We start from the raw sequence: 19,428 nt of genomic DNA on the forward strand, positions 1-19,428 counted from the left end.
GTTGATACAGTTGCCTAATCATGTCGGTTTTCGGTAGTTTTTTGCGGTTTTTTTGATATTGTCCTGTGATAATCTGATTCATGTGATCAGTTGGTAAATTCAGGGGTATCATCGTGTTGCAGGCTCTTTATAAAACGCTCCAGCGCCGAGAAATAACGGCATTCACCTGGGAGTGAAAAGAACATCATGCATAAAGTGCTAAAAGAGAGCTTACCGGCTCTCTTCTCCTTTATTTTTCTGAAATCATGCATACCGGGGAGGTCTAACTTTGAAAATTATTCGAAATCAAGAGACGGCGACAACCGTATTGGAGAATGAATGCATCGTCCTAAACCTGGACAACGGGCAGTATTTCGGATTGGAAGGGGCTTTAAAAGAGCTGTGGATCGAAATTGAAAATGAACGAAAGGATAAAAAAGATATTCTGATCAAGTGGCAATCGGCGTTCGATCAGACGGAGGAAGAATTGTCAGCGATTTTAAATGAGGCGATACAGGAACTGACACATCATAAGCTGATTAAAATAGAGGATAAAAGCTGATGAAAAAGAGAGCGCCTGTCAAAAATCATGAGTATTTTACAACCGTTCATGCTTTTGTACGTATGATGCTGTTAAATCATGACTTTGAAGAAGCCTATGAAAAAATTGCGATCCATCTGTTTCCGCTGTATGCGAGCGCGCAGCAAAGAGGTGCAGGGCTGCTTGATACAGACGAACTGCACCGCCACGGCGAATATTTGTATTCGCTTGATGAAGACGACCATTTAGTTACTTCATGCGTTTCTATTGCATTGACAATTCAATCTATTTTATTCAGCAATGGGTCTGATGCCGATCTCGTGATCGGTGTCAAGAAAATCGATGACAAGATGTTTTCTCATGCTTGGGTTCAAATGGAAAACGGCAATTCAATTGACCCGAATCATAAAAATAAGAATTTAAAAGTTTTACAGACGTATAAGATGAGCGCTTATGCTGAAAGGTGGGTGTTATCTCTAGGATGAAAATATGGTTTGGAATGCAGGGAGACAACACCGTTTTATGGCAAGAGTGGGTTTCCGCCGTCAAGAAATGGGGGCGGGCGGAACAGATTCACAGCTACAGCTGCGGGATCGCAAACATGGCTGAAGCGCATATCCGATACGATGAAGCTTTTAGACCTTCAACTCAAATAAATCTTTTGCACCCCGTGATCTTAGACGGCTGGATCAGCGGCGGTCTTAACGCAAAATCGGATGGCACCCGAAAGATTGAGCAATATGACAAGCTGTACGCATCATTGAAGCAGGACAAAGCAGCCATGCTGTCTCACTCGCATGGCGAGTTTACAATGATGTGGTGGGATGACAGTCTGCATAGCCTTATTTTAGCGACAGATACATACGCAACCCGTCCGGTTTACTACTGGGTCAGTCCGAAAGGAGAATGGTTTGCAGCGAATGACATGCGCATCCTTTTGCTTGTTCATGATATTCCTTTTATCATCGATCAAGATGTGTGCAGAATGTTTCCCACTTCAGGCTTCGCTGTGGGAGAAAACGGCTTTGAAGATCGGACGTTTTTCAAAGGAATACGCAAAGTGCCTGCGGCCTCCTACGCTTTTCTCAGCAGGGATCATGCGGTTCATGTGCATAGCTATTGGGGACTTCCGCAGCTGTTAAACGAAAAAGATCTTGCAGGAGATGCTGTTCCACGGTTCCGGGAGCTTCTTCAGGAAGTGACAGCAGATCGTTTAAAAGATCAAAAGCATATTGTCGAATTAAGCGGCGGACTGGATTCAGCTGCCGTAACCGCCGCCGCAATCGCAGGCGGATGCAAGGAACAGCTGCTGGCCGTCAACATATCATTCGCCGATCCCGACATGATTTTAAGCCATGACAGGGACCTTGTGAAAAATATGATGCGAGATATGGACATCCCCGGCCTGATCATTCTTGGAGACGCTACAGCCAAAATTCCTAACGCGGAAATCGGGCGTGATCCGCTTTGGTTTGTAGACGGTCCTGATCCGAGAGCCAATTCACTGGTTAATGAGACTTTTACAGTGATCGCTGAAGAGTATGGTGCTTCGTCTGTTCTTACAGGTGAGGGCGGGGATTTCATTTTTAGCGGAGAAGTGTCAGTGATCGATTCCTTGCTTCGGCAGAGACGGTTTTCTGAAATCTACAAATTGCTTCGCGAATGGTCAGGCGGCAGCGTGAAAGAGATGCTGAAACTCGGATTTCAATACGGAATCGCCCCTTTCATGCCTTATATCGGCGAAAAGCTCTATTACGACCTCCTATGGTCAGATACGGAATATGAGCTGCCTGAATATTTTACTGAAGAACACCGAAAGAGAGAACGGGAGATCAATAAGGAAGATCATCTTCGCTATCGAAAAAGCCGGGAGCTCTCAGTGTGGGGCAAGAGGTTTCATTATGACTTTTTGTGGCCGAGAGCGAGGTACATGGATGCTGTTGGTGTGACATTGCCTACGTACCATCCGTTTTTGGACCGGCGGCTGATCGAATTTTCATTTTCCGTACCGCCTGAACAGCATTTTGATGTTTTAAAAGGGCTTGAAGAACATTATGCCGGCTCTAAAATGCTTCTTCGCAAATCTTTCACCGATATCCTGCCGTCCTATGTATATAACAGATCAACGAAAACAACATATGCCCATATGGCAAGGAAAAGCTTTATGAATGACCGCAGACACGTCCTTCAGCTTTTTGAACCGGGGGAGCGTGTCTTCGTTGAAGAACTCGGTATCATTAAGCGCGATATATGGTGGAAACACTTGCTGGCTATGGCTATCCGCTCTGAAGATCCAAATAATGATCTGGGCATGGGCTATCAGTACATGAGATCTGTCATTGACTTGGAAATATGGCTCAGGGAAGCATCCAAGGGAAAGGAGCACCTTCTCGATCGGAGCCGTCCGGGAAAACCAAGGGTCATGGCTGATATCGAAACCGTCAATACGCCGGAGAAAGCCAAAATATACTCGTATCAATGACCACAATAGGTAAAGAAAATGAAGGTGAAGCATGTGTGGAAGATGAAGCATATCCAAGAGCCGCTGGAAACGGCGGGCCTGCTTGGAAAAATGGTCTGGAAATCCGGCCCGTGGCTGATGATTTGCATGGTTTCCTTCATGCTGATCGAAGCCGGAGCCCCTTTAATCCAATTGTACGCTTCAAAGCAAATGATCGACGGCATTGTCGAGCAGGAAGCCGTCATCCATGCTGAAATATGGGCTGTCATTTATGCGGGAAGCTTAGTCATGATCAGTGTCGTTAAATCATTGGAAAAATGGGTAAAGGCCATGCTTTCTGAGAGATCGATGATCACAGTCAACAGTTTGTTAATCGACGCTTTTGACCGCATTCCGGGGATGCGTTTTTTTGAGGATCCAAAATACAGGGACCGGCTGGAAACGCTGCGGGATCGTTCGACATGGCTTCCTTCCCAATTCATTAATATCAGTTCCAACTTGGTGACTGCCATTATGTCTTTGGCGGGCGTCGTTTTGATCATCGCCTATCTGTCGCCCGTCCTTGCTCTCATCCTTATTTTGTCTACCGCTCCATTCGCTTTTGTCCATAATCATTATAATGAATTGGAGTGGGAATATCACAAGGATTACGCCCCTGTCAGAAGGAGAGCCGCATATGCGCGCCACATTCTGCTCGGAAGACGATCCGCTAAAGAAGTACGCCTGTTTGGCCTGGGGTCTTTCTTTCTTAATTTATATCAATCTGCTTTTAAAGGCTTATATTCTGTGCTGCGGAATATTCAAGTCAGAAGCTCGCGCTGGTCGGTTTTAACGGGTTTCTTATCTGGGGCGGGAACGGGTTTGGGGTACTTTTGGATTCTGTCCCAATCCCATTCAAGCAGTTTTTCTGTGGGGGATATATCGCTGTACTTGGGAGCTGTGTTTCAATTATCAACGGCTCTCCGGGATATCGCCAAAGAAGGTGCAGATACGTTGGATATATGGAGAATGGGAAGAGACTTTTTTCTTTTTATGAACGCTGAAAAGGATATCAGGCTTCCTTCCAATGGCGAATCTCTCGAAGAAGAAGGACCGCTGGCAGTCGAATTCAAAAATGTAACCTTCCGCTATCCTTTCAGAGAAGCGGCTGCGTGTACCCAGGTAAATGAAGCTGATGCGGATGAGGAAGATTTGGATATGTTCGATGAGCTTGAGGATGAAGAGCTGGGGGATCACGACGAGCAGCCTGAATCAGATGACATGCGTACAGGCGATGTTCTGAATCGAATCAGCTTTTCAGTATCACCGGGCGAAAGAATTGCCATTGTAGGGGCGAATGGATCGGGGAAAACAACGCTCATCAAACTGCTCTGCCGTTTTTATGAATATGATGAGGGTGAGATTAAAGTGAACGGCAAAGACATCCGCCAGGTCGATCTTCAAGAGCTGAGAAACAGGATGGCGGTCGTGTTTCAGGAGTTTGGCAAGTACGAATTGTCATTCCGGCACAATATCGCGATAGGCCGCACGGAAGCTTTAGGTGATGAGGAAAAAATTCGCGCCTCAGCCCGGGCTGCCAAGCTGGAAACGATGATCGAGGATTTGCCTGAAGGGCTGGAAACGATGATCGGCCCTGAATGGGGCGGTACCGATTTTTCTGGAGGCCAATGGCAGCGGATTGCTTTAGCCAGATCGTTTATGAAAGATGCCGGACTTGTCATATTGGACGAGCCTGCCGCAGCCTTGGATATTCGGGCTGAGTATGATATTTTTCGGCAGTTTCACAGCTTCACAGAGGGGAAAACGGTGATCATGATTTCCCACCGGTTCAGTACGGTAAAAATGGCTGACCGCATACTGGTTTTGAAAAACGGAAGAATCGCGGAAGAGGGAAGCCATCAGGAACTTATGGACAAGAACGGGGAATACAGCAGAATGTTCCGCATGCAGGCCAAATCGTTTCAGGGGAGGGACGAGGTATATTGCTGAAGTTTTATTCTTTTTTCAAAAAGCTGCCTCAAACCGCTTCCATCATATTTTACGGATTAATGTTGTTTTGGCGCTGCGACCCTTTTAAGTCGGCGGTTCTGTTTATGATCACTTTGCTGGGTGCTATGCTCGGGCCGCTCCTCGTCTGGCTGAGCGCAGAGGTGATCGATGAGATTGCACGGGCGCCGTTTGAGCTGTCTTCTTGGAATACACTGGTCTGGGCGGCCTTTGCATACATTGCTTTTACACTGATCGTAGATGCCCTTCAGCCTGTGGCCGAAATGCAGAAAAGGCTCCTTACCGCCAAGCTCGAAGCTTATCTTGATGAAATGCTCATGAAAAAGGCAATTTCCATTCCTGATATCGCGGCTTTTGAAGACGCATCTTTTCATACCAATACACAAATCATCCGCTATAATGAATATTTTGTCACGATGTGGGTATCCATCGTGTCTCAAACCTTTGGCGGAATGGTGATGATTGCAGCCAGCAGTTTGTTGATTGGCATGTCTGCACCTTGGGTGCCGCTGCTGTTTCTCATATTGGCCGTTCCAAAGCTGTACTGGGAGGCGAAATTAAACAACGCGACCTTTGAAGGACGGAAAGAGGTTCAGGAGCTGAGGCGGCGCGCGGAATATTACGCAGGTGTCCCTCTCATGTCTGAAACAGCCGGAGAGGTTAAGATATACAATCTTGTTCCTTTTTTTAAATCTTTTTATAAAAACACCTCGATGGAGCTCCTCCATACGCTGTCCAACGATCAAAAAAAACTGGCGCTGTATCAGCTGTTCTGGTCGGTATTACAATCTTTGGCCGCAGGTGCCGTCCTGATTTACATCGTGCACCAGGCTTTTTATGGTCGGTTGTCCATCGGGGATGTGATGCTGTTTATCGGAGCCGCGGTTCAGTTCAACGAAGGAATCAATGAAATGTTCGCTGCGTTTGCGATCGGTGCAAGAGAAACGAGGCACCTCGGAAATGTTCATTCTTTTTTAAACAGCAAAAATGCCATGGAAAATGGAGATACCGCTCCAGCTGCTCAAAAGGAAAAAGGATTTACATGTGATCGAGTGGAATTTTCTTATGATGGAACCAAAACGGTTCTTGATATTCATAAGCTCGATATTCCATTGAATAAGACGACCGTTCTTGTAGGAGAAAACGGATCAGGCAAAAGCACACTCGTTAAATTGCTCCTGCGTTATTTTGATCCCAATCAAGGCGCGATCTCGTATAATGGTTTACCGCTTCATAAGTATGATATTGAACATTACCGGTCAAGTGCCGCGGCTGTGTTTCAAGATTTTTTGCGGTACGAAATGACATTGAAATACAATATCGGTCTCGGCGACATTTCTTCTTGCACCGACTTGGCTAAAGTAAAAAGCGCTTCGGCCTTCGGCGGAGTGGATCAGTTTTTGCATAAGCTTGAAGACGGTTATGAAACAGAGCTTGGCAGATTGTTCGGCGGCAGGAATTTGTCGGGGGGAGAATGGCAGCGGGTCGCCATATCCCGCGCGTTTATGCGTGACGAGTCTGCCGACATCTTGATATTTGATGAACCTTCTTCTGCGCTGGATGTATTTATTGAGGAAGAAATATTTGATAAGCTGCAAAAGCTGACGCAAGGCAAAACAGTCATTATCGTCTCGCACCGGTTAAGTACGGCCCGTTTTGCCGATCACATCGTATTTTTAGAAAAAGGAAGGGTAGCGGAGGCCGGCACCCATCAAGAATTGATGAAAAATCAGGCCCAGTATGCAGAGCTGTATCGCCTGCAGGCTGAAAAATACGTGCAGTAAAGGAGAAAACAATGAGCAATATAGAAGAACTTCGTCTGTTTCGAAAAGAAGATATTGAATGGCTGCAGACCTGGTTTGAGGATGCAGAGGTGAAAAGGCGGCTGGAAGGGATGATGCCACTTGACGAGTGGTTCAATTTTACAGACGGGAATGAAAACTACCAGGTATGGGCGGCTTTAAAGGAAGGCAAGCCCGTCGGTGCTGTCATGGTTGAGGTTGAGGAAGATTCGACCGGGAACATTGCCCTTTTAGTCGATCCGTTGTTGCGCGGAGGGGGATACGGAAAAGCGCTCATCAAAAGGACGATGGCATTGCCGGAAATGAGCCGGATCAACAAATGGTTTGCCGGAATTGAAGAGGATAACAAGAGTTGCTTAGCGTGCTTCCGATCCGTCGGATATTCATTGGAACACGATCAGCCGGATGAGGACGGCTACTACTCTCTGATTTATTTCCCGGAATCTTAAATAAGGAGCGTAAGACGATGAACCTGATCAAATGGATTGTTTTTTCCGTTGTTTCAGTCGCCTTTTTTCAGCCGGCATCAGCTGCTCTATTAAAAGAAAAGGATGACTATACCATTCTTGTATATATGATTGGATCTGACATGGAAAGCGATTTTCATATGGCAAGCGATGATATTCAGGAAATGATGGATGCCGGTTCATCTTCAAACGTCAATGTCGTTCTTCAGACAGGAGGAGCTAAGAAATGGGCGAACCCGTCAATCAGTCACAAGGTGAATCAGAGGTGGAAAGTCGAACATCAGAAGCTGGCGCCCCTCGAAAATATCGGGAAGACAAATATGGACAGTCCCGGCTCCCTCACAGATTTTATCACATGGGGAGTCAAAACATACCCGGCTAAAAAATATGTATTGATCTTCTGGGGGCATGGGCTTGGTTCGGTTGACGGCTACGGGGGAGACGAAAACTTCGGCAATAAAAAAATGAAAATAAGCGAGCTCCAGTCGGGAATCAAAAAGGCCTATGAACACACGAAGCAAAAGTTTGATTTAATAGGTTTTGACAACTGCAAAATGGCCGGAATTGAAACGGCATATGCCTTGAGGGGTTATGGAAAGTACATGCTGGCTTCAGTCGACTATACGAATCAAAACGGCTGGGATTACAAAAGGGCGCTGCAGTCTGTACAAGACGACCCTTCAATCGATCCGAAAGAGCTTGGCAGGGAAATCGCTGCAGGCTACATACAGCAGTCAAAAGAAAACGGTGAAACAGAAGATCTGCAGCAGTCTTTCATTCAATTGAACCGTGTCAAAGACGCTGTCGATGCCCTCGACAGATTGAGCTTAAGCATGAACCGGGCATTGAAAGAGCCGGATGGAAAGCGCCTGCTTCACTACGCACGTCTCGCTGCCGAAGATTATGCAGATGAATCGGATATGGTTGATTTGGCGGATCTGTCAAGCTTGATCGGTCAGCAGATCGGAGCCGAAAAAGAAGCAAAAGAGGTCGTAAAATCCGTCAAGAAGGCTGTCATCATGAACATCAAGTCTCCGGAGCACCCGAGAGGAAGCGGCATGTCCGTTTATTATCCGGCCAAAGACAACCAGAAGCGGTTTGCGGAAAAATCAAACATATACAACCTGCTTGATTTCAGCGGCCGGTATCAAACATTCATCAAAGATTACTCCCATTCAGCATTTAACTTTGATCTATAATGGTGTCTCTTACAGCAAAAAAAGCGCCGGCGAAAATACCGGCACTTTTTTTATCGGCTCATGTGCTTTCGAATCAATGGGAGTCCGTAAATGATGAAAGCGGCGACATGGGCGATGACAACGTTGAGAATAAAGAGTACGATCATGAGAGAGTGTCCTGTAGGAGAGAGGCTGCTGGTCATATAGAAAAAGAAAAATACCCACATTAAAATGATTGGCGGAATAGAAGAAATTGCTACCTTTTTGTTGTCCAGCCATAAAAATAAAGGAGTGGCGCTTGCAATCAGCAAGTAAGCGAAAAACATATCCATGCATTTTCAGCCCCTTTCAATAATGATAGCGCTGCCAAAAAAGCGGAATAAAACGACAATTGTGTCTAATTGGAGAATATTTTGTGAACATTCTGTTACATTTATTATACCACGTTCTTCGAAAAATGATACATACTGGAAAGCATTTTCCGCTCCAACTATCGGCTCAATTTTCGCGGTGATTCAGTAGGACATAAAGGGTGAAGGGGAGAAGAAGTAGACAGGCTGGACCGCACGATAAGGCCGCAGACCCCTTGGATCAACGACTTTTTCTAAACAAAAAAGGCCCTCGGCATGGCGCCGGGAGCCTTTTATTTGTCTAAAAAATAAAGTGGGCACACAGTACGATGACAGGCAGCGTAATCAGCGTCCGAACGAGAAAAATCAAGACGAGGTCAAGGAATGTCACCGGGATTTTGGAACCGAGCAAGAGACCGCCGACTTCGGACATGTAGATTAATTGTGTAACCGATACACAGGCGATAATGAACCTGGTCATTTCACTTTCAATGCCGCTTCCGAGCACGGACGGCAGGAACATGTCGGCAAACCCGACGACAAGCGTTTGTGAGGCCTCGGCGGCTTCAGGAACCTGCAGCAGCTCGAGAAGAGGAATGAACGGCAGTCCAAGCCATTTGAAAACCGGCGTATATTCAGCGACAATCAGCGCGGCTGTGCCGAGCGCCATGACGACGGGAGCGACGCCCATCCACATATCGAGTACGTTTTTAGCTCCGTCCTGCAAGAAATCTTTGACGCTTGTATTTTGTTTTGCTTTTCCGACAGCCTGGCTGAGCCCCCATTGGAATGGAGTGTATCCTTCGGGAATCTCCTCTTGATCCTGATCCGCTTGATCTGTAATATAAGTATCAGCCTTTCTTGATAAAGGCGGAATCCGCGGGCTGATCACCGCGGCTGCGGCACCCGCCAGCAATATTGTCAAATAAAACGGAACGAACATATGGGCAAGGTTAACCTGTGAAATAATCACGAGGCAAAACGTGATGGAGACGACTGAGAAAGTCGTGCCGATGACGGCGGCCTCACGCTTCGTGTAGAATCCTTCTTTATACTGTTTGCTCGTCAGGAGCACGCCGATCGTGCCGTCGCCGAGCCATGAAGCCATACAATCGATCGATGACCGCCCCGGCAGCTTAAAGACAGGCCTCATCAGGTTTTTCATCAAAGCGCCGCACAGTTCAAGCAAGCCGAAATTCAACAGAAACGGCAGAAACAGGCCTGCAAATAGAAAGACGGAGAAGAGAACGGGAAGCAGGCTGAATAATAATGTTCCGCCGGTACTGTCGGCATACACTGCTTCAGGTCCGATCTTAAAGTACGCCATCACAGCGAAGATCATTCCGACAAGGCGGACGATATACCAAAATAAAGAAACATTCAGCAGGTTATAGAAAAACTCGCTTTTTTTGATGAAAGCCGGATGAAAGGTTTTGGTGATAAAGGTTAAGATAAAAGTTGCGGTTACGATGACCGTCATGATCAGCGGCAATTGCTGCTGAAGCAGCTTCTGCAATGCATTTGAAAAAACAGCAATTGGAATCGTTAAATTTCCTTCAATTTTAACGGGAATCATAAACAGAATAATTCCGATAAGGGAAGGGACCAAAAATTTTATGAGATCAAGCCGTTTACGCTTTTGAAGTGCTTTATCCAAATGAAAAACTCCTTATGAATTGGTGATTCTGTACCGCTTCTGCCGGAGGCAAAAGTTTAATTTTATGCAACATTATTCATTTTAATACATTTCAAGCAAAAATCAATGAATTTATCACATTCGACAATAGTTGGAAAAATCCTTTAAAATAGAATGGGAATTTGTCCGCAATAAAATCGAAACATTTTGTTCTTTTGTACGTCATATCATTTGTGAGGAAGCGGATGCCGTCTTCCTGCATTATTTCATTGTGTCATATTATAAGGGCGGGATTTCGAATGAGTCAGAAAAAGAATATTACAAATCCCTTTTATCAGGGGGATTTGATTTTTGTCTATATTGTCTTTTTTATCATTAGCGTTGTGGCTGTGTACGCCGCTCAGCAGTTTAATCAATATAATGAACCCTTTGCGATGAAACAGTCCCTTTACTATTTGCTGGGGGCCTTTATCATCATCGTGTTTCTTTATTTTGATTTGGAGCAGCTTGAAAAGCTCAGCTTTTATTTTTATCTGCTCGGCATTTTGATGCTGATCGTGTTAAAGTTCAGTCCGGCATATATCGGATCATACAGGTTTGCGCCGGTCATCAACGGTGCTAAAAGCTGGTTTATGCTTCCCGGGTTTACGCTGCAGCCGTCGGAATTCATGAAAATCGGGCTGATCATGTATTTGGCTTCCTTCATGTCGAAAAACGGGCCTGTCGGCAAGCGTACGTTGAAAGAAGACTGCATCTTTCTGCTGAAAATCGCCGGTATTATCATTGTTCCGTTCGGCTTGATTTTAGAGCAGGATACGGGTACAGCCGGGATCGTCGCGTTTGTGATTCTTGTGATGGTATTCCTGTCGGGCGTGAACTGGAAATTGATTTCTCTTATCTTCGGAACGGGTCTTGCAGCCGTTGCTTTGATTTTATATGTCATCATCAAATTTCCCGATGTTGCGGGAGCACTCGGGGTTGAACAATACCAAATCAACCGCGTCATGACCTGGGTCAATCCGAGCGAACAGAATGCCGACGATAAAATGCAGGTCGAAAGGGCGCAGCTGGCGATCGGTTCGGGGAAAGTATTCGGAAATGGTGTAAGCGATCTTCAAGTCTATGTACCAGAGGCGCAAACAGACTTTATTTTCGCCGTCATCGGCGAGAGCTTCGGGTTTGTCGGATGCACGTTTGTTGTCATTATGTTTTTCTTCTTAATTTACCGGCTTGTCGTGCTCATCGACCGAATACATCCGTTCAGCAGGTTTGCCTCATTTTTCTGTGCGGGCTTTACCGCTTTAATTGTCATTCATACCTTTCAAAATATCGGAATGAATATCGGCATTATGCCCGTGACCGGCGTCCCGCTGCTTTTGGTCAGCTATGGAGGCAGCTCAGTCGTAGCAACTTTGATCGGCTTCGCGGTTGTCTACAATTCAAGCTGCCAGTTAACAAAGTATCAAAGCTATATGTTCAAATAACAGCCTGATGAATACAGGCTGTTATTTTATTCACCCTTTTTCACAATGTGAACGGTTGTTCATGCTATAATGAAAGTTAGTGCTTTTGATGAAGAAATAAGGCGGGGTATAATGAGCCAGAAGAAAAATACGACAAGTCCCTATTATCAGGGAGATTTGATTTTTATATTAGCGATGTTCTTTTTGATCAGTGTGATCGCTGTTTACGCTGCAGAGCCGTCTTTTTCACTGAAGGGTTATCCGGCAAAGCAATTGTTCTTTTATCTGCTTGGCATGTCGGTGATCGCCGGCTTTCTCTATTTTGATCTGGAGCAGCTTGAAAAATTCAGCATATACATATATCTATTCGGCATCTTGTCATTGATCGTCTTAAAGTTCAGTCCAACGTCGATCGCACCGATTATCAAAGGAGCGAAAAGCTGGTTTCAATTTGGTTCGGTCACGCTGCAGCCGTCGGAATTTATGAAAATCGGCCTGATTATGATGCTGGCTTCGGTGATCTCCAAAGCAAGTCCGAAAGGCTTGCGCTCGATGCAGGAGGATGTTCACCTTTTGCTGAAAATCGCAGGGGTATCTGCAGTTCCGGTCGGTTTGATTTTAATGCAGGACGCCGGTACGGCCGGTATTTGCATGTTCTTTGTCGCCGTTATGGTGTTTTTATCAGGTGTGAACTGGAAGCTGATTTCGATTGTGGCAGGGTCAGGAATCGCCCTCGTACTGCTCGTTCTGTTTTTGGTGATCAATTTTCCGGAGTTTTCGAAGGATACGCTGCACATCCAGCAATACCAGATCAACCGGGTGATGACATGGGTCGATTCGAGCCAGCAGGACGCGAACGATACGTATCAGACCGAAAAGGCCGTTACGGCGATCGGCTCTGGAGAAATCTTCGGAACGGGCATGAACAATTTGAAAGTATACGTTCCTGAAGGCCAAACCGATTTCATCTTTGCCGTCATCGGGGAAAGTTTCGGCTTTATTGGCTGTACTTTTGTCGTCATCCTGTTTTTCCTTTTCATTTACCGGCTTGTCGTGCTGATCGATAAGATACACCCGTACAACAAGTTTGCGTCATTTTTCTGTGTTGGGTATACGGCATTGATTGTCATCCATACATTCCAAAATATCGGAATGAACGTCGGACTGATGCCGGTTACGGGCGTTCCCCTTCTGTTCATCAGCTACGGAGGGAGCTCTGTGTTGTCTGCTTTGATCGGCTATGCGATCGTTTATAACGCCAGCTGCCAGCTGACAAAATATAAAGGGTATATGTTTAAGTGAAAAAAGACAGCCGAATCAGGCTGTCTTTAGTCTTGGTTTAAAAATGCGAGAGCCGCCGACACAAGAATTTTCGCCGCGTTCAGCATGCCTTTTTCATCGATGTCAAACATCGGGTGATGGTGCGGGTAAACGGCTCCAGTCTGCGGGTTGCCCGCACCGGTAAAAAAGAATGATCCAGGGATATGTTCAAGATAATAAGAGAAATCTTCGCCGATCATATTCGGTTCGAGTTCGATGACGGCTTCAGGGCCGACTAGCCGTTTTGCACATTGACGGACGATGTCCGTTTCATTTTCATGGTTGACGACAGGCGGGTAGCCTTTCTCATAATCGAGTGAAAACGAAGCGCCGTTGCTGTCGCAGACGCCCTTGATGACGCGCTCCATCTCGGCGATGACCGTCTCTTGGACATGCTTTGAAAAGGTGCGGACCGTTCCTTCGATGACCGCTTCTTCGGCGATGACGTTAAACGCCTGGCCTGAATGAAATGTTCCGATCGACAAGACGGCTGCTTCTGTCGGATCGATTCTGCGGCTGACGATTTGCTGGAGATGGTTGACGACTGAGGCTCCTGTGATTAAAGCGTCTGTCGTTAAGTGAGGCGCGCCTCCGTGTCCGCCCCGCCCGGATATCGTGACTGTAAATTTATCAGCGGCTGCCATCATTGGGCCTGATGTAACACCGACTTGACCGACGGGCATCGGAGCCCAGATGTGGGTGCCGAAAATGGCATCCACGCCTTCGAGACAGCCGGCTTCAATCATCGGCTTGGCGCCGCCTGGTGTGACCTCTTCACCGAATTGATGGATCAGCACGACATTTCCTTTCAAGTCTTTTTGATGCTTTGCCAGGGCTTTTGCGGCTGTGAGGAGAGCCGACGTGTGGGCATCGTGTCCGCAAGCGTGCATGACGCCGGGGACAGTCGACTGGTACGGAACATTTTTTTGATCCTGTAAAGGCAGAGCGTCGAAATCGGCTCTCAAGGCGACCGTCCTGCCGGGGCGGCCGCCTTTAATGTGACCGACGACCCCTTGGCCGCCGACATTTGTTTTCACGTCAATCCCGAGGTTTTCCAAGTAATTTGCAATGGTGCGCGGTGTATTGACCTCGCGATGGGAAAGCTCCGGATATTGGTGAAAATGTCTCCTGAGTTCGATCATTTCCGGATATAATGCATCTAATTCTTCAATTACGGACTTCACCGTCATCTCCCTTTCCGCTTCAAAAATAGTAAGACGATTCTATCATTTTACCATATGAAATTGAATCCTTTTGCAGTCCGCCAAACCGTTTTGCTTTAGGGAAAAGCAGATATTGGATATGATAAAGGTTGAGGAGGTAAAAGGATGAATAAAACGATTGAAACCATTTTAAATCACCGTTCGATCAGGTCTTTTACAGATCAGCTCCTGACCGAAGAAGAGGTTCGCCTGCTTGTGGAGAGCGCTCAAAGCGCATCGACGTCCAGCTATATTCAAGCTTATTCAATCATCGGTGTCACCGACCCGGACAAGAAGCGTAAGCTTGCGGAATTGGCCGGGAATCAGCCATATGTTGAAAAAAACGGCCATCTGTTTGTATTTTGCGCAGACCTTTACCGGCATGACAAAATGGCCCGGGAAAAGGGTGTAGATATCAAAGCTTCTCTTGAAGGGACGGAGACCTTTATGGTCAGCGTCATCGATGCAGCTCTTGCCGCTCAAAATATGTCAATAGCGGCCGAATCAATGGGCCTCGGCATCTGCTATATCGGCGGGATTCGCAATAACTTGAACGAAGTCTCCAAGCTTCTTGAAACACCTGAATACGTTCTGCCGCTGTTCGGGCTTGTCGTCGGCCATCCGGCCAACCTGTCGGATAAAAAGCCGCGTCTGCCGCTTGATCACATTTATCATGAAAATGCCTATCAATCGGACGATGCTGAGTTTAAAAAACATATGTCCGCATATGACGAAACGATTTCAAACTATTATCAAAAGCGGACAGACGGCAAACGGTCTGACAAATGGACAGACCAGATCACCGGCAGCCTCAAAAACCCGCCGCGTGCGTATATGAATGAATTCGTTAAAGGAAAAGGTTTTAATAAAAGATAAGGAACTTCCCCTCCGACTAGGAGGGGAAGTTCCTTATCAGCGTGTATTGAAGGAAAAGATAAAACATCAGCCAAAAGGGCAGACTGAAAAGGATTCCAAATAAACAGCCTTTTGCAAAGCGTTCTTCTACGGCTGGCGGGTGCGTTTTTTGCTTCGTCTCATTCATCAGTATTAGGAGCTCCTTTAGGTTTATCCATGATACTATTATTTCTTTTTGCGCAGGAAAAGTAAACGAAGATTTGGGGTGAAAAAGATGTTGTCATTAAGCATACTTGATCAGACTCCCGTTTCTGAAGGAAGCACACCTGAACAGGCTTTACAGCATACGGTGGAGCTCGCGCAAGCGGCGGAGCGGCTCGGATACAAGAGATTTTGGGTTTCCGAGCACCATTTTTCAAGTAACTTGGCAGGATCAAGTCCGGAGGTTTTGATCGGTTATCTTGCGGCTAAAACAGAGAAGATCCGTATAGGCTCCGGCGGCGTCATGCTTCCTCATTACAGCGCCTACAAGGTAGCAGAAAACTTCCGCGTCTTGGAAGGGCTTGCGCCCGGCAGGATTGATCTCGGTGTCGGGCGTGCTCCGGGAGGGATGCCGATCGCTTCCATGGCTCTTCAAAATGGAGCAAGACGGATGGCTGACCAATATCCCGAACAAATTCAGGATCTCGTCACATATTTATACGATCAAGCCGATGAACATCACCGCTTTCCCAACTTGACCGCATCGCCGAACGTCGCCACAGCGCCCGCTGTTTGGCTGCTCGGCTCCTCAGGGGAAAGCGCAAGGCTTGCCGCCCAAACAGGGGCATCCTATACATTTGCCCAATTTATTAACGGTGAAGGCGGAGAAGAGGCGGCCAGACTTTACAAAGAGAGGTTCGAACCTTCTGTATTGGGGGAACAGCCAAACGTAATCGTTGCCGTATTTGTGATTTGCGCTGAGACAGAAGAGAAAGCGGAGAACCTTGCAAAAAGCTTGGATTTCTCTTTATTGGCCAATGAACAGGGGATAGTGACCGAAGGCTTTCCATCATTGGAAACGGCGCTGTCATATCAATATTCTCCTTATGAAAGAAAGAGAGTGGAAGACAATCGAAAACGGATGGTCATCGGGACGCCGCAGCAAGTGAAGGAACAGCTGCTTGAACTGGCCGGCGCTTACGGAACGGAGGAAATCATGGCGGTGACGATCACGCACGATTTTCAAGACAGGCTGGAATCATACCGGCTGCTGGCCGAAGCGTTTCATCAGTCAATTTAGCGTTTTTGCTGAAAAAAATCGAGAAAATGGCGGATCGGGAAAAGAATGAACAGAATGCATATGTATAAAGCGGTAAACAGCCAGCTGAGCGGAACTAGGATGACGGTATCGACGGTTTGCTCCGCGGCTTTTTGAAAAGGCTTGGGCTCGCGCTTCTGCAGGTTGACGGCGAGGTACAAAATCGTGAAAAATATAAAGCAGACAATAATGAAGGATAAGCCGAATAATACGATAAAAGAAAGCATATATACGATGTCCTCCAATTGCTTTTTTCACGTTTTGAAGAGAAGGGAGATCTTCTCCTGAACGCATTATCCGTATTTTAACATAAAAAAGCCTTGTTGAGTGGTTCTCAACAAGGCTTGTCATTATTCGACGATAAAAGGGTCTTCCGTCAAGATGTAGCTTGATTTTCCTTTGGCGGACGCATAGGCTAGCATATAGTATTTTCCGGATTTAAGGGTTGCGGCGTCATTGATTTTGCCGTTCCATTGATAAGATTGATAGCCTTTGCCCTGGTTTTTGTAAACGCCGGCCTGGCCGAGAAGGTTCAGATTTTCATCATAGACGAGAAATGCGAGCTCTTCAGCCCCGCCCGGCAGGTAGGCTTCGATCGTGTAAGCGCCCTGCTTTGCCCCCGGTTCAACCGTTACGGATGTGACGCGCGGGTAGTCTGGCTCTTTGACGATCAACAGGAGCGGGATTTCGGCGACTTTTCTTCCGTCTTCACGGATGTAAACCGTGCCTTCATATGTGCCTGCTTTCGTTTTCGCGGAATTGACGGTTACTTTTGCCGCTGCTTTACCTGTTTGATGGGCTGGTACCACGACTCGTTCCGTTCCTGATACCGTGATGCCCGCTCCTTTAAAGGAGTATTCGAGCTGATAGGCTTTTCTGTGTGAAGAAAGGTTTTCAATCGTGAACGCTTGTTTTTTCGTTTGTTTCCCTTTGTCTTTCAGAAATGTTCCGTATGAATGGCTGCCCGGCGTTACAATGGATGAAGCTTTAAGGGCCTCGATGATGCGGATGCTGCCCGCTCCTTGCGTATTGTGAGGGAGAGGCTTTCCGTTTTCATCCGTCAATTTTTCTGCCGTATTCATCAGCACGCCTTTGATTTGCTCTGGCGTCCAATCCGGTTTGGCCTGCTTTAATATGGCTGCCGTTCCCGCGACATGCGGGGAAGCCATGCTTGTACCCTGCTTTGAACCGTAACCGTGAGGGTTTTTCGGATCATGGGTCGGAATGGTGCTGACGATATTGACGCCTGGCGCTGAAACGTCAGGTTTAATCATCCATGTATCCATGACAGGTCCGCGGGACGAGAAGGAGGCAATCGTTTCCCCGAGTTTTTTGTCCAATTTGAAAGAAAAGACAGCGGAGCGTTTCCCTTCTTTGATCTGTTGAACAAGCTTTTCGCCCTCTTCTTTCGACAATTTGACGGTCGGTACGGCCATCCCTACAACATTGGCCTCGATTTCCCCTGTTACATTATTGTAAATCACGGCTCCGACAGCGCCGGCGTTTTTGGCGTTTTCAGCCTTATCCACAAATGGAATGACGCCTCTCTGGATAACCGCTACTTTTCCTTTCATATCTTTGCCTTTGAAATCGTCAGCTTGTCCGATGCCGGCTTCAACAAGTTCCACGTCTTGACCGTTCAAAGCTTCAAGATCTTTTTCCTCCTGATATCCCATCACTTTTGCTGATGAATAAGAAGGAAGCGTCACAGAATATTCATTATATGGAAGCTGTGAGGCGCCGACGGAAATCGCATCCCTTGAAGTTCCCGGCGAGCCGACCGTCCAGTTTTCCGGTCCGCTGTTTCCGTTTGACGTAACGGCGACAACCCCTTCGGCCATTGCCCAGTCCAGTGCGATGCTTGTTGCATAATCAGGGCTGTTCAGTGAATTTCCCAATGAGAGGTTCATCACTTTTGCTCCGTCCGCAACGGCTTTTTCAATGCCCGCAATCACGTTCTCGGTTGTTCCTGAGCCGCCGGGGCCGAGCACACGGTAAGCAAGCAGCGTTGCTTCTGGCGCCACACCTTTAATCTGTCCGTTCGCGGCGATGGTCCCCGCAACATGAGTGCCGTGATCATTTGCTTCCCCGCGCGGGTCGCCTGCCGGTGTTTCTTGTGGATCATAGTCATTATCCACAAAGTCATACCCCTTATATGGGCCGAAATTGTTCTTTAAGTCAGGATGTGTGTAATCCACACCCGTGTCAATGACGGCTACCTTAATGCCTTTACCGGTATAGCCTGATTTCCATGCCTGATCCGCTCCGATGTACGGTGCACTTTTATCCATCTGTGGATAAATGGCGTCCGCTGCAAGTGTCACGTCTTTTCCTTTTATGCTGTCAGGTTTGTAAGCTGCGTTCGGATAAACCGCTTTAACTTCCTTGACGGCGAGCAGCTTCGGAATTTCACTGGCCGGCAGTTTCATTGAAAAACCCGAAAATACACGGTCGTATTCACGGTTTATTTTCGCTTTTTTAAGTGTTTTCAGCGCACTGTTTTTCGCTTTGCTGCGAGCGGTTTTTAAAGAAGCTTTCGTTTGTTTTTCTCCATTCGCTTTTGCTTCGGCAAGCGACTTTTCTTTCAGCTCCACAATAACCGTTGTCTGTTTATCAGACGTCACATCAATATCACCGTAGATTTCAGCTTTCTCAAGCTCAGGCGACTTTTGATCGGGAACGGATGTTGCCTGCACTCCGGTGAGGAATGTGGATAACGCAAATAATAGAATAAAAGCCATAACGAAATTGCGCATGATACTTTTTCTCAATCTGTTTTCCCCCTTATGGATAAATGATTTCTTTGTAATCCTTAGAGTTTCGAACTTTTAAAATATTCTCTCATTTTCAAAAAAATCCTTCTATAT

Annotated in this window: 16 protein-coding genes; 11 read left to right on the forward strand and 5 right to left on the reverse strand. The window is 46.7% G+C overall.

Annotated elements, in window-relative coordinates:
- The first annotated feature begins 268 nt into the window (after positions 1-268).
- From ACVC9U_RS21200 to ACVC9U_RS21230, 7 genes are read left to right on the forward strand one after another with little or no spacing between them, the layout of a single operon-like run.
- Positions 269-541 (forward strand): PqqD family peptide modification chaperone, encoded by a 273-nt coding sequence (locus tag ACVC9U_RS21200; protein WP_003186189.1) that lies wholly within the window; start codon positions 269-271, stop codon positions 539-541.
- Positions 541-1,005, forward strand: coding sequence for a lasso peptide biosynthesis B2 protein (locus tag ACVC9U_RS21205; RefSeq protein WP_441391480.1), 465 nt, complete (start codon positions 541-543; stop codon positions 1,003-1,005). The genes ACVC9U_RS21200 and ACVC9U_RS21205 overlap by 1 nt, the downstream gene beginning before the upstream one ends.
- Complete coding sequence (locus ACVC9U_RS21210) at positions 1,002-3,002, forward strand: asparagine synthase-related protein (RefSeq protein WP_441391481.1); 2,001 nt, start codon at positions 1,002-1,004, stop codon at positions 3,000-3,002. Before ACVC9U_RS21205 ends, ACVC9U_RS21210 begins: the two co-directional genes overlap by 4 nt.
- A 42-nt stretch (positions 3,003-3,044) precedes the next feature.
- Positions 3,045-4,970, forward strand: coding sequence for an ABC transporter ATP-binding protein (locus tag ACVC9U_RS21215; protein WP_441391482.1), 1,926 nt, complete (start codon positions 3,045-3,047; stop codon positions 4,968-4,970).
- Positions 4,964-6,772: an ABC transporter ATP-binding protein gene (locus ACVC9U_RS21220; RefSeq protein ID WP_441391483.1), complete on the forward strand. Its 1,809-nt coding sequence runs from the start codon at positions 4,964-4,966 to the stop codon at positions 6,770-6,772. Before ACVC9U_RS21215 ends, ACVC9U_RS21220 begins: the two co-directional genes overlap by 7 nt.
- 11 nt (positions 6,773-6,783) lie before the next feature.
- On the forward strand, positions 6,784-7,239 hold the full coding sequence (locus tag ACVC9U_RS21225; protein ID WP_145653687.1) for a GNAT family N-acetyltransferase: 456 nt from the start codon (positions 6,784-6,786) through the stop codon (positions 7,237-7,239).
- Between the two features lie 17 nt (positions 7,240-7,256).
- On the forward strand, positions 7,257-8,456 hold the full coding sequence (locus tag ACVC9U_RS21230) for a clostripain-related cysteine peptidase (protein WP_020453354.1): 1,200 nt from the start codon (positions 7,257-7,259) through the stop codon (positions 8,454-8,456).
- Positions 8,457-8,506: 50 nt separating this feature from the next.
- On the opposite strand, the gene ywcE is transcribed toward ACVC9U_RS21230, so the two are convergent.
- Positions 8,507-8,767: a spore morphogenesis/germination protein YwcE gene (gene ywcE / locus ACVC9U_RS21235; protein WP_020453353.1), complete on the reverse strand. Its 261-nt coding sequence runs from the start codon at positions 8,765-8,767 to the stop codon at positions 8,507-8,509.
- A 319-nt stretch (positions 8,768-9,086) separates the two neighbouring features.
- Positions 9,087-10,442 carry a YjiH family protein gene (locus tag ACVC9U_RS21240; protein ID WP_441391484.1) on the reverse strand — a complete coding sequence of 452 codons (1,356 nt, stop codon included), beginning with the start codon at positions 10,440-10,442 and terminating at the stop codon, positions 9,087-9,089.
- Positions 10,443-10,720: 278 nt separating this feature from the next.
- Between ACVC9U_RS21240 and ACVC9U_RS21245 the strand changes: the two genes are divergently transcribed.
- Entirely contained in the window at positions 10,721-11,905 is a 1,185-nt protein-coding gene (locus ACVC9U_RS21245) for an FtsW/RodA/SpoVE family cell cycle protein (RefSeq protein WP_020453351.1), read from the forward strand.
- 111 nt (positions 11,906-12,016) lie between these two features.
- Entirely contained in the window at positions 12,017-13,186 is a 1,170-nt protein-coding gene (locus tag ACVC9U_RS21250; RefSeq protein WP_441391485.1) for an FtsW/RodA/SpoVE family cell cycle protein, read from the forward strand.
- A gap of 26 nt (positions 13,187-13,212) precedes the next feature.
- On the opposite strand, the gene ACVC9U_RS21255 is transcribed toward ACVC9U_RS21250, so the two are convergent.
- A complete protein-coding gene (locus tag ACVC9U_RS21255; RefSeq protein ID WP_441391486.1) occupies positions 13,213-14,388 on the reverse strand; it encodes an amidohydrolase in 1,176 nt (391 codons plus the stop codon).
- Between the two features lie 144 nt (positions 14,389-14,532).
- Here ACVC9U_RS21255 and nfsA point away from each other — a divergent pair, with 144 nt between their 5' ends.
- Positions 14,533-15,282: an oxygen-insensitive NADPH nitroreductase gene (nfsA, locus tag ACVC9U_RS21260; RefSeq protein WP_020453348.1), complete on the forward strand. Its 750-nt coding sequence runs from the start codon at positions 14,533-14,535 to the stop codon at positions 15,280-15,282.
- Positions 15,283-15,535: 253 nt separating this feature from the next.
- Positions 15,536-16,543, forward strand: coding sequence for an LLM class flavin-dependent oxidoreductase (locus tag ACVC9U_RS21265; protein WP_441391487.1), 1,008 nt, complete (start codon positions 15,536-15,538; stop codon positions 16,541-16,543).
- On the opposite strand, the gene ACVC9U_RS21270 is transcribed toward ACVC9U_RS21265, so the two are convergent.
- The gene (locus ACVC9U_RS21270) at positions 16,540-16,788 is read right to left on the reverse strand and encodes a hypothetical protein (RefSeq protein ID WP_020453346.1); all 249 of its coding nucleotides are present in this window, start codon (positions 16,786-16,788) and stop codon (positions 16,540-16,542) included. The two genes, ACVC9U_RS21265 and ACVC9U_RS21270, sit on opposite strands and share 4 nt — an antisense overlap.
- 123 nt (positions 16,789-16,911) lie before the next feature.
- Complete coding sequence (locus ACVC9U_RS21275) at positions 16,912-19,332, reverse strand: S8 family peptidase (RefSeq protein WP_441391488.1); 2,421 nt, start codon at positions 19,330-19,332, stop codon at positions 16,912-16,914.
- Positions 19,333-19,428: the final 96 nt, after the last annotated feature.

The organism is Bacillus sp. GM2 (assembly GCF_056155945.1).

Excerpts from the sequence above, each read along its gene's own strand:
- ACVC9U_RS21205 (WP_441391480.1), top strand. The coding sequence starts at position 541 with ATGAAAAAGAGAGCGCCTGTCAAAAATCATGAGTATTTTACAACCGTT.
- ACVC9U_RS21210 (WP_441391481.1), top strand. The coding sequence starts at position 1,002 with ATGAAAATATGGTTTGGAATGCAGGGAGACAACACCGTTTTATGGCAA.
- ACVC9U_RS21215 (WP_441391482.1), top strand. The coding sequence starts at position 3,045 with ATGAAGCATATCCAAGAGCCGCTGGAAACGGCGGGCCTGCTTGGAAAA.
- ACVC9U_RS21225 (WP_145653687.1), top strand. The coding sequence starts at position 6,784 with ATGAGCAATATAGAAGAACTTCGTCTGTTTCGAAAAGAAGATATTGAA.
- ACVC9U_RS21230 (WP_020453354.1), top strand. The coding sequence starts at position 7,257 with ATGAACCTGATCAAATGGATTGTTTTTTCCGTTGTTTCAGTCGCCTTT.
- ywcE (WP_020453353.1), bottom strand. The coding sequence starts at position 8,767 with ATGGATATGTTTTTCGCTTACTTGCTGATTGCAAGCGCCACTCCTTTA.
- ACVC9U_RS21245 (WP_020453351.1), top strand. The coding sequence starts at position 10,721 with ATGAGTCAGAAAAAGAATATTACAAATCCCTTTTATCAGGGGGATTTG.
- ACVC9U_RS21250 (WP_441391485.1), top strand. The coding sequence starts at position 12,017 with ATGAGCCAGAAGAAAAATACGACAAGTCCCTATTATCAGGGAGATTTG.
- nfsA (WP_020453348.1), top strand. The coding sequence starts at position 14,533 with ATGAATAAAACGATTGAAACCATTTTAAATCACCGTTCGATCAGGTCT.
- ACVC9U_RS21265 (WP_441391487.1), top strand. The coding sequence starts at position 15,536 with ATGTTGTCATTAAGCATACTTGATCAGACTCCCGTTTCTGAAGGAAGC.
- ACVC9U_RS21270 (WP_020453346.1), bottom strand. The coding sequence starts at position 16,788 with ATGCTTTCTTTTATCGTATTATTCGGCTTATCCTTCATTATTGTCTGC.